This window comes from Shewanella sp. MMG014 (assembly GCF_018100775.1).
GTDB classification, from domain to species: Bacteria; Pseudomonadota; Gammaproteobacteria; order Enterobacterales; family Shewanellaceae; genus Shewanella; species Shewanella japonica.
In genome coordinates, this window is record NZ_JAGJDZ010000003.1 from 203,467 (window position 1) to 218,530 (window position 15,064).

Genomic DNA, 15,064 nt, shown 5'->3' on the forward strand with positions numbered 1-15,064 from the left:
CATTATTTTCTAACGGCGCTTCGTCTGAGTTATCAAGTTCTTCGTTTTCTTTATTCAAGTCAGGGTAATTTTCTGGCTGAAAAATTGTGATAACTCTGTCTTTTCCTTCACCTGTGCTTTCAGCGATCAGTTGCTGTTTATCAATATTATAGCTAATGAGATTACCAGTAACCTGACTGCCTGCCTGGTCAAGTTTTGCATTGCCTTTTAAGGTTAAAATACTGGTCGAAAGCTCATATTTTATTTCGTTTGCACTTGCGGTACCGATACGGCCATCATCGAGTTCTTGTGAGAATGTGGCTGGATTACCTGTCGCAATCATGGTTTTTTTGCCACCTGATTCTTCACTGAATGCACGTAATTGATCGGCATTAATATTAATGGTGCCTTGCGTCACATTCACTGGGCCGAAGAAAATCACTTGGTTGTTTTTAATATCTGCTTTTTGGCTGACGGCAGCGACTTTAAGCTCTTGTTGTAAATCACCTTCTTTGGCATGAGCGCCGGTGACTGTCACTAAGCTCAATCCCATTAGGCTCATACCCAGAATACTTTTTCTAATAAAGTCTGTTTTCATAAGCTTATTGAGTGAAAATGTCAGTGTTTTACTTTGCTTCATATGTTCCTTCTACCTGACTTAAAAGCTCTAACTCTTCGGCATTTAAATCAGCATAAAGGCCTAAGCCTTGTATTTTAAAATCTTGTCCTGAGACATTAATCTGTCGATCAGACGTCATGATCATGGTATTTAAATCTAATGCAAGCATACTTGTGGTTAGCGATTGTACTGGTTCATTGATGTTTATTGCATCAATAATAACATTTTTTTCTAGCACCACTTTACCAGTTTCTTTATTAAGCTTGCCTAATTCAGCGGTTAATTGCCACTCAGCTTCGCCGTTTTCTGGATAGATAAGGTATACAGGCTCAGTGAATAGGGTTTCATTGGTTTGCTGAAAGTGTTCCATGTGTTTTGCTGACACCCGGCTTTGTACTAATCCTTGCTCGTTAAATTCTGTGCTTCGTAAGTCATTAGCGATGAATTCTGGACGCGCGGGATCGGGAAGCTTATTGGCTTCCATTTGACTACGCTTCACTTGCACTTGCCAGTATAAAACTAATGCTGCACCAAAGAAGCCGAGAATAGCGAGGGTGGTACGGCTCATATACTCATTCCGTGGGCTGTTTCGAATTTGTCTTGGCTAACAAGCAGTAAATCAGTTAACTCACGTAAAGCGCCGTTACCGCCATTAATGCGAGTGATCATTTGGCAATGTTGTTTTACGTATGGGTGACCATCTGCTACGCAAACAGCTAAGCCCACTTCTTTCATAACGGGTAAATCAACCATGTCATCACCGATATAGGCAACTTCATCTGGCGTTACATTATAAATACTGAGTAACTCTGTAAATGGTGTGAGCTTATCGTCTACCCCTTGATAGATATGGCTAACACCTAGCGCCGTCATTCGATTTTCGACAATGGCAGACTTTCGGCCTGTGATAACGGCAACACTGATACCGCTAGTTAAAATCGATCGAATACCGTAACCATCACGGGTATGGAAAGCTTTCAACTCTTCGCCTGCGTTACTTAAATATATACGCCCGTCAGAAAAGACCCCATCAACATCACAGATCAGGAGTTTGATTTTTTTAGCGCGTTGCCAAATATCGTCTGATACAGGGCCATATAATCCTTGATGAACTTGACTATTCGACATATTAAATGACTCCTGCTTTTACCATATCAAGCATATTAAGTGCGCCAATTGGGCGTTGATTTTCATCAACAACAATTAAGCCGTTGATACTTTTTTCATCCATCACTTGTAAGGCCTGTGCTGCTAAAATATCAGCTCTGATGGTAATGCAATTAGGGGTCATCACTTGTGAGATTGGCGTGGTGCGTAAATTGACTTCGGCATCAATCACTCGGCGTAAATCACCATCGGTGAAGATACCGACTAACTGTTGGTTATCATCAATAACCGCAGTCATGCCTAGTCCTTTATTGGATATTTCGTATAGTGACTCTGTGATGCAAACCTGGCTATTAACTTGCGGAACATCGCTTCCTTGATGCATGACGTCTGATACTTTAAGTAAGAGTTTACGTCCTAATGATCCACCTGGGTGTGATAATGCAAAATCATCACGAGTAAAGCCTCTGGCTTGCAATAATGCGACGGCTAGGGCATCTCCCATTACCAAGGTTGCGGTAGTGCTTGAAGTAGGCGCCAATCCTAATGGACAAGCTTCTTCTGGTACTTCAATACAAAGATGCAGTTTAGATAACCGCGCCATGTTAGATTCAGGCTTACCCGTGATCGCAATCACTGGAACACCCATGCGCTGAATAACGGGTAGCAAGGTTAAAATTTCACTCGACTCACCAGAGTTAGAAATTGCTAAGATAATATCATTTTTAGCCAGTGCACCTAGGTCACCATGGCTTGCTTCACCAGGGTGAACAAAAAATGCAGGCGTTCCTGTGCTGGCCAAGGTGGCTGAAATCTTATTGCCAATGTGGCCTGATTTACCCATGCCCATGACAATCACTTTACCTTTGCACTGCAAAATTAGTTCACAAGCTTGGCCAAAGGCATCTGAATCAACGTACTGATATAGGTTATCTAACGCTGTTTTTTCAATATCAATGACTTGACGACCCCATTGACGCAACTGTGTTTGATTTATCATATGTTTCTCGTTATTTTCCAATGCTAATGAGTCTTTAACAATGGTGAGTGACCCATCTTTATGCCCCGTTATTGAGATTGAAATAAGACAATCTGGTACGCAATAAAGACGACTAATAATATGGCGCCATGCCAGCGAGTTAATTGTTTCTTCGCTCCACTTGATAATACGAGCACAGCAAGGGCTGCACTGGTACCAAGTGTCATGTAAAAATCACGGCCAGCAGCATTGGCATCTATTTCCCCTGGGGCAATCAATCCTGGTATAGCAAGTACCGCTAGGATATTAAATAGATTCGAACCCACAATGTTACCAATTGCGAGATCATCTTCTTTTTTTAATACGCCAGCTACGCATGCTGCTAATTCAGGCAAGCTTGTTCCCACTGCAATAATGGTTAAACCAATGACTAAATCTGATAACCCAAATGTCTTTGCAATGCCTACAGCGCCGGTTACCATCCAGTCAGCAGAAAGCGGTAGCAAAACCATGCCAACAATAATCCAGATAATAGCATGTAATGTAGGTACATTTTTAGGGATCTCTGCATCAGATTCGTCAGATAATGGATCTATTTGCTTATTTCTCAGTGCTTGCCAGATGAAATAACCCATTAACGAGAAGAAAGCGACCAAAAGCACTGTGCCTTCAAATCGGGTTAGCATACCGTCATGAATGAGGTATCCGGCTAACACAGTTGCCGCTAACATTAACGGAATTTCACGTTTAAGGGTTTGTGAGCTAACTGATATAGCACCTAATAGTGCAGTAATACCAAGAATTAAGGTGATGTTAGCAACATTTGAACCTAGAACATTTCCAACGGCAGTATTGCTCATCCCTTCCATCGACGCTGTTGCAGCCACAAACATTTCAGGAGCAGAACTTCCCATGGCCACAATGGTTAATCCAATCAGCATTGGAGGTAGGCCAAGGTTTCTAGCGAAAGCGGCTGCGCCATATACGAAGCGATCTGCGCTCCAAACTAATACGCCTAATCCAGCGATTAGCATTAAAATATTAAAAAGCATGTGGTTCCAAAACGTGTGTTAATAGCGATATTTGTGCAGGATTTTAACAAAAATATGAGCTGATGCGATAATTGTTGTGGATTGTAACTCATGGTGATTGATTTGTTGTAGGTTCTTACACAATTTCGTACAATTCAGCTCTACACCACATGCGCCAGGAAGGCTATTATTTCTTCAATATCCGATTCCAAATTATTAGATTCAGCAATGCCATTGGTCGAAGTTCGCCACATGGGGTTCAATCGTGGATCACGTGTTATTTTTGATGATATTTGCTTGAGCATTCCCAAAGGGAAGGTGACAGCGATTATGGGCCCGAGTGGCATCGGAAAAACAACCTTACTCAAATTGATTGGTGGCCAATTAACGCCTAACAGTGGTGAGGTACTTTTTAGTGGTGAAAATGTTCATCAATTAACACGTCCGCAATTATTCGAATTACGGAAACGAATGAGCATGCTTTTTCAAAGTGGTGCGTTATTTACCGATATGAATGTATTCGATAACGTCGCATTTGCCCTGCGAGAGCATTCAGGCTTACCTGAAGAGCTTATTCGTAAAATTGTGTTAATGAAGCTACAAGCGGTTGGACTTCGAGGCGCAGCAAAGATGCACCCTAATGAACTGTCTGGTGGAATGCAGAGAAGGGCAGCGTTGGCGCGGGCAATTGCACTAGAACCTGAAATGATTTTGTATGATGAACCATTTGCTGGCCAAGATCCTATTTCCATGGGCATGCTGGTGAAATTGATAAGCGAATTATCAGATACCTTAAATTTAACTTCAGTGGTGGTCTCTCATGATGTGGACGCCGTGCTGAGTATTGCCGATTATGTTTACGTCATCGCGGAGAAAAAAGTCATTGCTTCAGGAACTCCTGAAGAATTACGTGCTTCTGATAATCGTCAAATTGAGCAATTTATCAAAGGTAATCCTGACGGCCCTGTGCCATTTCATTTTCCTGCCGAAGATTACCAACAGGAGATGCTCAATGGGAGTGATTAACCGCATTGAAAACATCGGTCGCTACGCATTAGATTTTATCGCTGGTTTAGGGCGAGCAGGTCTTATGCTGTGGGGGGCAATTGCCCATTTACCTAGATTGCAAAAAGGGCTTCCTTTACTGCTCAAGCAAATTTATGTGCTTGGTGTGCGCTCAATGGTGATTATCGTCGTATCAGGTTTATTCATTGGTATGGTGTTAGCGCTTCAAGGTTATACCGTACTTGCTGATTTTGGTACTGTTGAAAGCCTAGGGCCTATGGTTGCCTTGAGTTTATTGCGTGAACTTGGCCCAGTGGTCACAGCTCTTTTATTTGCTGGTCGAGCGGGTTCAGCATTGACAGCTGAAATCGGATTAATGAAATCTACCGAGCAATTGTCTAGTCTTGAAATGATGGCCGTTGATCCGTTGAAGCAAGTTATCGCACCTCGCTTTTGGGCTGGAGTGATTTCAGTGCCATTATTAACCATGATGTTTTGCCTTGTTGGAATATTGGGTGGTCATTTGGTGGGGGTAGAATGGAAAGGCATTGATAGCGGGTCTTTTTGGTCAATTCTTCAAGCGTCGGTTGAGTGGCGTCAGGATATTGTAAATTGCTTGATTAAAAGTACCTTCTTCGGTGTGGTTGTGACATGGATTTCTTTATATCGCGGGTATGAAGTCACGCCAAACCCCGAAGGGATAAGCAAAGCCACTACCTCGACCGTGGTGCAAGCAAGTTTGGTCGTACTCGCATTAGATTTCTTGCTGACTGCAATCATGTTCGGTCAGTAGTCATATTTTTAACGTTCATAAATTAAGTGGTTGAAGCGTATGTTGACAAGGAAAGTAGAATTATTCGTAGGCGTGTTTTTGCTCGCTGGGCTGCTGGCATTTTGTATTTTGGTATTCAATGTTGCCAACGTAGAACTAAAACCCAATCAAGCTACCTATACTCTAAAGGCAGAGTTCAACAATATTGGCGGGTTAAAAGTACGCTCGCCAGTTAAAGTTGGCGGAGTTGTCGTTGGCCGCGTGACAAATATAACCTTAGACACTAAAAAACTTGTGCCCGTGGTAACGTTAACGATGGACAAGCAATATGATCAATTCCCTGAAACCAGTAGCTTATCGATTTTAACCTCGGGGTTACTTGGGGAACAATTCTTAGGCTTAACCCCAGGTTTTATGGATGATGATATTGAGATGCTAGCGGATGGCGATAGAGTCCATGACACTCGTTCAGCATTAATATTAGAAGATTTAATTGGGCAACTTTTGTATAGCGTTTCTTCGAAGGATTAATAGGAGAGTATCATGAGCCAATTTTTCATACGTTTATGGCGTGTTTGTGTCTTATTCGCGGTCATCATTTTTCCAGTACAGGCTAGCGAAGTGATCGACACCCATGACCCTTTTAAATTAGTCCAGCAAGTATCCAGTAAAACCTTTGAACGTTTTGATGCTGATAAGGCGCTCATTGATGCTGATTTGAGTCATTTGAAAGTCATTGTGCGCGAAGAGTTAATGCCTTATGTGGATTATAAGTATGCAGCTTATAAAGTCATGGGGCAGTATTTACGCGACACCACACCAGAGCAACGAGAGCGTTTTGTTGATGCATTTGAAGGGTATCTGGTTGCGACTTATGCGCAAGCGTTCACCGAATATACTGGACAAAAAGTGCAATTTTCTCCAGCTAGTGAATTCGAAAATGAAAAGTTTGTTGATGTAAATGTGCAAATCATTGAAGACGGTCGTCCGCCAATTAAGGTGATGTTTAAGGCTAGACGCCTAAAAGATGACAGTTGGAAAGCATTCGATTTAGTCGCTGAAGGGGTCAGTTTGCTGGCATCTAAACAGTCAGAAATCACCAACCTTATTCGCCAAAAAGGGGTTGATTCAGTGATTGAGATGCTTAAAGAGAAGACCCAGCAAGAAATCAATTACAAACAGGATAAGGAAAATGCTGCGTGATTGAGTTTTTACAGCAAGGTGACATTTGTGAAATTAAAGGGCAACTAAGGCAAATAGAGGTCATCGATTTATGGCCAAAACGACAAGAGTTGTTTACTGATTCGACTCAGGTGTTAGACTTGTCTGCTTTAGAGTATGCCGACAGCGCAGGCGTCGCTTTTTTACTTGAGCTGGTTAGTTTAGGTAAAAGCAGTAAAAACACCACTCAGCCAAGGAGATTGGCACATCCGAGTAAACATCTAAAAAGACTCATTGAGTTATATGATTTAGAATCCTTTTTTCTAGAAAACTAGCATTGAATTTAAGGTAACCAATTTCATGGATTGCAAAGTAATCGAGCAGATTTTAACAGAAGCACTAACGATTGATGAAGTGCATGTCACTTCAGATGGAAGTCATTATAAAGTTGTTGCCGTTGGCGAATGTTTTGATGGCATGAGCAAAGTAAAGCAGCAGCAAACGATTTATGCACCATTAAATGACCATATTGCTAGTGGTGAATTACATGCGCTGACCATCAAAACATTTACGCCGACACAGTGGAAGCGTGAAAAATTATTTAATATGTAATTAGAGAGTCAGTGTGGATAAATTAACAATTAAAGCCAGTAAGCCACTTTCTGGAGATGTCACTATTTCTGGTGCTAAAAATGCGGCATTGCCGATTCTATTTGCTGGCGTGCTTGCTGAAACTGACTTTATCGTCTCTAACGTACCAAGTTTACGCGATGTAAATACCACGTTTAAATTACTACGATGCTTGGGCGCAGAAGTCACAGATTTAGGTAACAGTAAATACTGCATCTCAGCTGCAAAGCTTAATGAGTTTTGTGCACCTTACGATTTAGTCAAAACCATGCGCGCTTCGATCCTAATTTTAGGGCCGTTGCTGGCACGTTTTGGTACTGCAGATGTGTCACTGCCTGGCGGCTGTGCTATTGGTGCTCGTCCAGTGAACCTTCATTTACAAGGCTTAGAGCAAATGGGCGCTAAGATTGAAGTAAAAGAAGGCTACATTAAAGCTCGTGTCGATGGTCGCTTAAAAGGTGCGCATATCTTTATGGATATGGTGAGCGTTGGGGCAACCGAAAACTTATTGATGGCTGCAGCATTAGCTGATGGTGAAACCATTATTGAAAATGCTGCGCGAGAGCCTGAAATTAATGATTTAGCGCATTGTTTGATAGCGATGGGAGCTAAAATTTCGGGTGTCGGTACTGCGACATTAAAAATTGAAGGTGTTGAGCGTCTTTCAGGGTGTGAGCACCGTGTCATGCCTGATCGTATTGAGACAGGTTCATTCCTTGTTGCTGCTGCAGTGACTCGTGGTAGCGTGCGTTGTGTCAGTGCCGATCCATCTTCGCTTGAAGCTGTACTTGCTAAGTTAGAAGATGCGGGGGCAGAAATCACTACAGGTGAAGATTGGATTGAGCTGGATATGAAAGGCAAACGTCCAAAGGCCGTTAATATAAAAACGGCTCCTTATCCTGCATTCCCAACCGATATGCAAGCTCAGTTTTGTGTGTTAAATGCTTTAGCTGAAGGAACGAGTCATGTGACTGAAACGATTTTTGAAAACCGTTTTATGCATGTACCTGAACTGAGCCGTATGGGCGCTGAAATGGAACTTGAAGGGAATACTTGTATCATTAAAGGTATTGAGCGCATGAATGGTGCTCAAGTGATGGCGACTGATTTACGTGCATCTGCCAGCTTAGTGATTGCAGGCTTAATGGCGGATGGGGTCACAACGGTTGATCGTATTTATCATTTAGATCGCGGCTACGAACATATCGAAGATAAGTTTGCAGGCTTAGGCGGCAAAGTGGTTCGTGTCAGTTAAACTTTTCTTAGTTTCTTTCTTCAAAGCCGTACTTTTAAGTGCGGCTTTTTTATGTTTGATGTAGTTCAAAACTCTGTAACAAATTGGGTGATTAGCTTGTTCTAATGCTAGCCTGATCACTTATTCAATTAGGCTTAACTGATACTGTGTCTTAATGGACACTTTCATCATTTTCAATATTTACCTCTTTTACGGCCTCGTATTCTTTACGATTGGTTGCGTGGTGGTTTTTCGCAACTTTAAATATAGTCAGCTATCTATCTCATCGACTTTATGGGCTTTGGCATTATTTGGTTTTTCCCATGCTTTCCATGAATGGTCAGAGCTTTATGTGATTTTATTTCGTGATGAGTTACCTAATCAATATCAATATGTAGTGCAATGGCTGAGGTTAATTAAGTTATCGCTGTCTTTTGCTGGTTTGATGATTTTTGCATGGCTGTTATTTCGTATTATTCCCAAACCATACTCTAAAGTTGGTCAAATAATTACAGCCTTAATAGTTGTGATTTACACGCTGGTAATGCTGTTTTTCTATCAAGGAACCTCACTACTTGCTGATACCTTTTCTGAAGCGGCAAGTTATACTCGTGTATTGTTAGGTTTTGGTAGTGCGACGCTAGCAGGCATAGGCATTGCTATTTATGGTTATCAGTTACGTCAAGAAAGTCATGAGTACGGCCAATATTTCATTGCTACAGGTTTTGGGTTAGTACTCTATGGAGTCCTCGCTGGATTGGTTCCGACAAGTTTTCATTCTGTTGTGCCAGTATTGAGAACATTAGCTGCAGCGCTTGTTTTAGTGACTTTATATAAAGCCTTAAAAATTTTTGATATTGAAAAAGAAGCGGCAACAGAAGCTAAATTAAAGCGAGCGGTTGAGGCTGATAAATACAAAGCTATAGGTCATTTAGCTATGGGGGTTGCTCACGAGATTAACAATCCTTTGGCATCTTCAATGTTGGCACTAGATTTACTTGAGAGAAAAATACCTCAGCAGCAAGTTGGCGTAGCAGATTATATCCTGCGTGCAAGATTAGGCATTGATAGAGCATCTGTCATCAGTAAAGAATTGTTAACCTATGCACGCGCAGACTTGAGTCATTCACAAAAGGTATATTTTTGCGATGTGATTGAAGGAGCTAAACAATTGCTTAGCCATAAACTTGCTCCATACACTTTGACAGTTAACTGCGATAACAATGTGTATGTTACTGGTCAAAAAGTAAAATTAGAAGAATTGCTGATTAATTTACTCAACAATGCAATGGATGCAAGCGACACCAATGGCAGTATCGATATCAATGTAGCAGCAGATGAACAAGCTGTCGTTGTAGAAATAACAGATTACGGCGAAGGTATGGATATGCAAACGTTAACACGAGCTACGGAATTATTTTATTCCACAAAGCCGATTGGGAAGGGCACGGGACTTGGGCTGGCTATATGTGAGCAAATTGTCAGTAATCACCATGGCAGTATGCAGCTAATGAGCGCAAAAGGTGTTGGCACTAGAGTGCTTATCAATTTTACATTAAGGAACGAGCACAATGGTTAAGGTTCTTATTGCTGAAGACGACTATGAACTTCGCAGGAACATGGTCGATATTCTTGAGTTGGAAGGTTATCAAATATCCGATGTAGATAGCGCTGAAGCCGCTATTAATGCTTGTGAGGAGGAAACCTTTGATATTGCATTATTAGATTTAGTGATGTCAGGTATGACAGGTGTTGAAGCTATCTCAAATTTGCGTCAACTTAATCCTTTTATGGCTGTTGTCATTGTGACAGCTTATGCCACGGTTGATACCGCTGTTGATGCAATGAAGAAAGGTGCTGATAGTGTTATTACTAAGCCATTCAATGCAGCTGAGCTGATTGTAACTATAAAACGAAGTATTCAAGAGAAGCAGTTACTAAAAACAACCAGTGATATTGATCCTGATAGTGTTTATGCGGCATTAGCTAATGAACTTAGAAGGGAAACATTAAAGCAGTTAGGTAGCCATAAAAAGCTCAAGTTTATGGACTTATGTCGGCTTGTGGGAGTGGATGACCATACCAAGTTTAACTTTCATTTACGTCAGCTAAAGAAGGCTGGTTTAGTAACGCAAAATGAGAACAAGATCTACATTTTGACAAATACCGGTCAATTTGTGCTACAAAATCATAACTTATCTTGATTATTTATATCCAATAAATTCATGTGCTTACTTAATTTGTGATAATTATAATTCACAGATGTTTGTTGTTTGTGAATTCGGGTTATCTATCTCTTTATGGGTATTAAGCAAATACTGTATCCATGTCCAAAGAGACATATCAATCATAGCTAAAACATTAGCGTGTGATTGAGCGATAACTTGAGGATGAACTAATGAAAACAACAATTCCATGTAAAAAATTACTACTCGCGACGATGATAACTATGTTAGTCGCTTGTAGTAATGACGATGATAATACAACTCCCCCAGTAGAGAATACTCCCCCCGTAGCAGTCGATGATGCCGCCAATGTAATGGCAACAAAAATGGTCACAATTGATGTACTCGCTAACGATACAGATGCAGATAGTGACACACTATCTATTGTATCTGTTGATTCGAGCAGTGCTGTTATCAACAATGGTAAAGTTGATTTTACAGCCGGCGCTGAAGCTGGGGAGATTACATTCAATTATACCATCACTGATGGTGTTGATAATGCTTCTGCAGTCGTCACCGTTATAGTTGAAGCTATTCCTGAGCCAGAGCCACTAAGTTATGTGGGATCAGACGCTTGTTCTACCTGTCACACTGGCAAGCACGAATCGTTTGTTAAGACTGGTCACAATTTCAAAATTCAAAAAATTAGTAATGGTGAACAACCTAGCTTCCCATACACTCCAGAAGAAACAATTACAGGTGCCATTGATTTACTTCAGTTTGCAGGACCCGATGGCGATGGTACAACCAATAACGATTTAGGTGCACCAACAAGTTACGATGATGTAAGTTACGTAGTCGGTGGGTATCACTGGAAGATGCGCTGGTTAGATGCTGATGGTTATATCGTTACTGGTACAAATGTACAGTACAATATTCGCAACGCCGAAGGGGAGTTAAATATTCCTGACAACCATCTTAACGATCCCGATGTGATGGGTAATTATAAAACTGGAGACATGAACTACCAATACAAGTGTGGTAATTGTCACACTACAGGTTGGAAGCGAACAACTACAGATGAGGGTGATACACGTAACCTAGATCGCCAAGATGATTTACCTGGAATGGGTGGAACTTTCGTCGCTGGAGGCGTTCAATGTGAAGCCTGTCATGGTGCAGGTAGTGAGCATGTTGCAGCACCGTCAGCAGAGAATATTACTAAGATTGCAGTAGCTCGTTTAACTGAAGATTTCTTAGCTGATGATATGGGGTATGGTAAAGCCGTTACCTGTGCTGAGTGTCATACTCGTGATGGTGAAAAGGATTACCCTAGTTACGTGAGTGCTTACAACGTTGCTTTCCCTGATGGTAGCAAAGTGGGTGGCCGTATCATTTCTAGCAGTGGTTTATCTAAGCATCACCAAACAGGCGATGAACTCCTAGGTGTTGTACCAGAAGATCATGGTACTTATAAAGCTGGTGACGAGATAGGTCCTAAGAGTGCTATGGCGTGTACAACGTGTCATGACTCGCACAAGTCAACTAAGAATGTTGATAGCGCCGATGGTTTACATACTGGTGCAGTAAAAGAATGTACTAGTTGTCATACAGATGTGGCGTTCACCGATGGCGGTGGTGCAATGGGCCACAGTATGATTGCTGAATGTACAGACTGTCATATGCCTAAACTGGCTAAGAGTGCCATAACACACTTAGGTAAAGATGGTACTACTGTATTTGGTGATGTTAAGTCTCACTTATTCACCATTGATTTAGACCCAGCTGCAAAACAATTTACTGAAGATGGCAAGTTCCAAATGCCTTGGTCTACAGCTCAGTACTCTTGTGGTGAGTGTCATGCTGATTACGCAGACAAGGCTGCAGCATTACCTAAGATTCATAAGTAAAGTTTAAATTCATCACTCCTTTTATTTCAAAACCGCTTTCATCCCCATGAGAGCGGTTTTTATTTGCAGTACTATTTGTGAAAACCAGTTGTAATTGAAAACTATAAAAAGTGATTTTAAAAGCAGTTATAAAAATGGAGGTTGATTAGTTTTTCTACTGATTAAGTTAGCTAAGTATTTGTATGCAAATCAGCATAATAAGGCTGGTTCGGTTATGTAAAGTGAGAACAAGATCTATATTTTGACAAATACAGGTCAGTTTGCACTACAAAATTACAACTTGTTTTAAATATTTATATCTTCATAAAATCAATGTGTTAAGTGTATTTTGATAATTAAAGTTCACAGTTATTAGTTGCTTGTGAATTTGAGTTATCTATCCCTTTGTGGGTATTGAACGAATACTGTGCGCATGTCCAAAGAGACATGCCAATTGCAGCATAAAAGCGCAATTGCGATACCATTTTGAGGATGAATTGATGAACGCACATATTCCAACTAAAAAACTATTATTAGCCAGCATGGTGACCATGTTATGCGCGTGTAGTAGCGATAGTTCAGATGACGATAAACCCGTCACGCCACCTAATACGCCACCTATTGCTGAAAACTCTCAACGTACAACCGATGCAAATCGCAGTTTAATTATCAATCCTATGTTGCACGTTACTGCTGGAGATGAGGGGGATATTATCTCATTAGTATCAGCCACTGCCGATAAAGGTGAACTGACACTATTAAATGATAATTTGGTTCAAATTGACCCAGAGTTTCAAGCTGGCGATATTACGATTAATTACACAGTGACTGACGGAACTGACGAGGCGTCAGCTGAGATTGTGATTAATGTTGAAGCGGCTATGTATGCAGGCACGCAGCGTTGTTTAGATTGTCACGGTGCAGGTAGTCCATTTAATGACATCTCTAGTCACCAGTTGCACGGACACAACTTTAAGATTAGTAAAATTGCCAATGATGAAACACCAGCCTTCCCATACTCCAGTGTCGATGGCGCCATTGATAAACTACTAGCTTCTTCTGAGTCAACTGATAATACGTTAGGCAAGCCTGAGTCTTATGCTGATGTGTCATATACATCTGGTGGTTTTGCTTGGAAATATCGCTGGCTAGATAAAGGTGGATATATAGTTACGGGTAGCGAAGCTCAATTCAATATTCACGCTGAGGCATTAGGTTTAGATGATCAAATCATGGTCAACTATAATGGCGGCTCAGTTGATAAACCTTACACTTGTGGTAATTGTCACAACACAGGATGGAAGCCCTATTCAGAAGGTTTATATGCTCAAAAACAAGATGACTTACCTGGGGTTCATGGAACTTTCTTTGAGGCTGGGGTTCAATGTGAAGCTTGTCATGGCGCAGGTTTAACTCATTCAAATACTGGTAACCCAAGTGATATCGTTCGTAAGGCGACACCGCGAACAACCGCATCGTTAAAGTCTGACACTATGGGTTATGGTGAAGCCATGCATTGTGCTGAGTGTCATACTCGTGATGGCGACCGAAATGCAGGCAATGATTACACTAGTGGATTTAATAAAGCATTTCCTGAAGGACCAGAATTTGGTGCTCGAGTTGCTGTAAGAAGTGGTTTACCACGTCATCACCAAGGCCATGATGAGTTTATGGGAATAGATCCTGATAATGGTGACATTATGAGTGCTAAATACAATGCCGGTATGACGTGTAGTACTTGTCATGACAGCCATAAATCAGCTGTTTATCAAGATGAACCTGAGCATATGGGGGCGATAAAAATGGACTGTGCAACTTGTCATGCAGATAAAGTAGAAATGAATGCAGGACATGGCCCTGATGGTTACTTTGCTAAAGAGTGTATCGACTGTCATATGCCTGATGTAGTGAAAAACGCGGTGTCATTTACAAATGATCAAGGAAACAAAGTAGGCGATATTCGCATTCATACTTTCGCTATCGACTTGTATAACGAGAAAGGCCAATTCCAAGACGCTGAAGCGAAAGACACCTTTATGTATCCTTATCTTCAAGATGGTTTTGCATGTGGAGAGTGTCATACTCAAGGTTCTAAGTTAGACAGTTTACAAAATAACTATGGCGGCAAAATGCATAAAAACTAGTTAGTTTATATTGCATTAACCTTACTATAGAACATTACTCCCAACTCCCCGTAAAGCCCTACTCTGTAGGGCTTTTTTTGTTTTAGAGATAGCTGCTACTTCTATCAGCTATGCAGTTCATTTTATTAAACGTAGTCATTTGAGCTATTAGTAAATAGTTTATGGTAAGACTCTTGTTACCATCTTAGAACCGCTGTTGATGGTGACATCATGTGGTCGAGGTTTTAGTTTAATAGCTTAGAAGTGAAGGCTTAGCTTTAGGAGATAAGGTTGGGCTAGTATGATTTGATTAATTCAGCTTATCGCTAATAGAATGAGAATAGATTTAGGCTCTTGCTTAAGGTAGCTT

Annotated in this window: 15 protein-coding genes and 1 pseudogene; 11 read left to right on the forward strand and 5 right to left on the reverse strand. The window is 41.1% G+C overall.

All coding sequences use genetic code 11. The features are described from left to right. Window positions 1-58 precede the first annotated feature (58 nt). The 5 genes and pseudogenes from lptA to J8L86_RS06165 form a co-directional block, all read right to left on the reverse strand. Window positions 59-541: pseudogene (gene lptA / locus J8L86_RS21100) on the reverse strand (lipopolysaccharide transport periplasmic protein LptA); the annotation flags it as partial. Between the two features lie 64 nt (window positions 542-605). After that, window positions 606-1,166 carry an LPS export ABC transporter periplasmic protein LptC gene (gene lptC / locus J8L86_RS06150; protein ID WP_055023477.1) on the reverse strand — a complete coding sequence of 187 codons (561 nt, stop codon included), beginning with the start codon at window positions 1,164-1,166 and terminating at the stop codon, window positions 606-608. Beyond that, entirely contained in the window at window positions 1,163-1,726 is a 564-nt protein-coding gene (gene kdsC / locus J8L86_RS06155; protein ID WP_211029353.1) for a 3-deoxy-manno-octulosonate-8-phosphatase KdsC, read from the reverse strand. The genes lptC and kdsC overlap by 4 nt, the downstream gene beginning before the upstream one ends. 1 nt (window position 1,727) lies before the next feature. Beyond that, entirely contained in the window at window positions 1,728-2,705 is a 978-nt protein-coding gene (locus J8L86_RS06160) for a KpsF/GutQ family sugar-phosphate isomerase (RefSeq protein WP_055023475.1), read from the reverse strand. A gap of 68 nt (window positions 2,706-2,773) precedes the next feature. After that, the gene (locus J8L86_RS06165; protein ID WP_055023474.1) at window positions 2,774-3,736 is read right to left on the reverse strand and encodes a calcium/sodium antiporter; all 963 of its coding nucleotides are present in this window, start codon (window positions 3,734-3,736) and stop codon (window positions 2,774-2,776) included. A gap of 207 nt (window positions 3,737-3,943) precedes the next feature. Between J8L86_RS06165 and J8L86_RS06170 the strand changes: the two genes are divergently transcribed. The 11 genes from J8L86_RS06170 to J8L86_RS06220 all read left to right on the forward strand — a co-directional run bounded on the left by J8L86_RS06170 (window position 3,944) and on the right by J8L86_RS06220 (window position 14,715). Next, window positions 3,944-4,741, forward strand: coding sequence for an ATP-binding cassette domain-containing protein (locus J8L86_RS06170; RefSeq protein WP_065109383.1), 798 nt, complete (start codon window positions 3,944-3,946; stop codon window positions 4,739-4,741). Then, the gene (gene mlaE / locus J8L86_RS06175; RefSeq protein WP_055023472.1) at window positions 4,728-5,513 is read left to right on the forward strand and encodes a lipid asymmetry maintenance ABC transporter permease subunit MlaE; all 786 of its coding nucleotides are present in this window, start codon (window positions 4,728-4,730) and stop codon (window positions 5,511-5,513) included. Before J8L86_RS06170 ends, mlaE begins: the two co-directional genes overlap by 14 nt. A gap of 39 nt (window positions 5,514-5,552) precedes the next feature. After that, the gene (gene mlaD, locus J8L86_RS06180; protein ID WP_065109384.1) at window positions 5,553-6,023 is read left to right on the forward strand and encodes an outer membrane lipid asymmetry maintenance protein MlaD; all 471 of its coding nucleotides are present in this window, start codon (window positions 5,553-5,555) and stop codon (window positions 6,021-6,023) included. A gap of 12 nt (window positions 6,024-6,035) precedes the next feature. Beyond that, window positions 6,036-6,695 carry an ABC transporter substrate-binding protein gene (locus J8L86_RS06185; protein WP_082972359.1) on the forward strand — a complete coding sequence of 220 codons (660 nt, stop codon included), beginning with the start codon at window positions 6,036-6,038 and terminating at the stop codon, window positions 6,693-6,695. After that, window positions 6,692-6,988 (forward strand): STAS domain-containing protein, encoded by a 297-nt coding sequence (locus J8L86_RS06190; protein ID WP_055023470.1) that lies wholly within the window; start codon window positions 6,692-6,694, stop codon window positions 6,986-6,988. The genes J8L86_RS06185 and J8L86_RS06190 overlap by 4 nt, the downstream gene beginning before the upstream one ends. Window positions 6,989-7,013: 25 nt before the next feature. Next, a complete protein-coding gene (locus tag J8L86_RS06195; RefSeq protein ID WP_055023469.1) occupies window positions 7,014-7,265 on the forward strand; it encodes a BolA family protein in 252 nt (83 codons plus the stop codon). Window positions 7,266-7,278: 13 nt separating this feature from the next. After that, window positions 7,279-8,538, forward strand: coding sequence for a UDP-N-acetylglucosamine 1-carboxyvinyltransferase (gene murA / locus J8L86_RS06200; RefSeq protein WP_211029355.1), 1,260 nt, complete (start codon window positions 7,279-7,281; stop codon window positions 8,536-8,538). A gap of 154 nt (window positions 8,539-8,692) precedes the next feature. Further along, entirely contained in the window at window positions 8,693-10,096 is a 1,404-nt protein-coding gene (locus tag J8L86_RS06205) for a HAMP domain-containing sensor histidine kinase (RefSeq protein ID WP_211029356.1), read from the forward strand. Then, window positions 10,089-10,721 (forward strand): response regulator, encoded by a 633-nt coding sequence (locus J8L86_RS06210; protein ID WP_211029358.1) that lies wholly within the window; start codon window positions 10,089-10,091, stop codon window positions 10,719-10,721. The genes J8L86_RS06205 and J8L86_RS06210 overlap by 8 nt, the downstream gene beginning before the upstream one ends. A 194-nt stretch (window positions 10,722-10,915) precedes the next feature. Beyond that, a complete protein-coding gene (locus tag J8L86_RS06215; protein WP_211029360.1) occupies window positions 10,916-12,592 on the forward strand; it encodes an Ig-like domain-containing protein in 1,677 nt (558 codons plus the stop codon). Window positions 12,593-13,071: 479 nt separating this feature from the next. Next, window positions 13,072-14,715, forward strand: coding sequence for an Ig-like domain-containing protein (locus tag J8L86_RS06220; protein ID WP_211029367.1), 1,644 nt, complete (start codon window positions 13,072-13,074; stop codon window positions 14,713-14,715). Window positions 14,716-15,064: the final 349 nt, after the last annotated feature.

Coding starts and splice junctions, on each gene's coding strand:
- lptC (WP_055023477.1), bottom strand. CDS start 1,166: ATGAGCCGTACCACCCTCGCTATTCTCGGCTTCTTTGGTGCAGCATTA.
- kdsC (WP_211029353.1), bottom strand. CDS start 1,726: ATGTCGAATAGTCAAGTTCATCAAGGATTATATGGCCCTGTATCAGAC.
- J8L86_RS06160 (WP_055023475.1), bottom strand. CDS start 2,705: ATGATAAATCAAACACAGTTGCGTCAATGGGGTCGTCAAGTCATTGAT.
- J8L86_RS06165 (WP_055023474.1), bottom strand. CDS start 3,736: ATGCTTTTTAATATTTTAATGCTAATCGCTGGATTAGGCGTATTAGTT.
- J8L86_RS06170 (WP_065109383.1), top strand. CDS start 3,944: ATGCCATTGGTCGAAGTTCGCCACATGGGGTTCAATCGTGGATCACGT.
- mlaE (WP_055023472.1), top strand. CDS start 4,728: ATGGGAGTGATTAACCGCATTGAAAACATCGGTCGCTACGCATTAGAT.
- mlaD (WP_065109384.1), top strand. CDS start 5,553: ATGTTGACAAGGAAAGTAGAATTATTCGTAGGCGTGTTTTTGCTCGCT.
- J8L86_RS06185 (WP_082972359.1), top strand. CDS start 6,036: ATGAGCCAATTTTTCATACGTTTATGGCGTGTTTGTGTCTTATTCGCG.
- J8L86_RS06195 (WP_055023469.1), top strand. CDS start 7,014: ATGGATTGCAAAGTAATCGAGCAGATTTTAACAGAAGCACTAACGATT.
- J8L86_RS06205 (WP_211029356.1), top strand. CDS start 8,693: ATGGACACTTTCATCATTTTCAATATTTACCTCTTTTACGGCCTCGTA.
- J8L86_RS06210 (WP_211029358.1), top strand. CDS start 10,089: ATGGTTAAGGTTCTTATTGCTGAAGACGACTATGAACTTCGCAGGAAC.
- J8L86_RS06215 (WP_211029360.1), top strand. CDS start 10,916: ATGAAAACAACAATTCCATGTAAAAAATTACTACTCGCGACGATGATA.
- J8L86_RS06220 (WP_211029367.1), top strand. CDS start 13,072: ATGAACGCACATATTCCAACTAAAAAACTATTATTAGCCAGCATGGTG.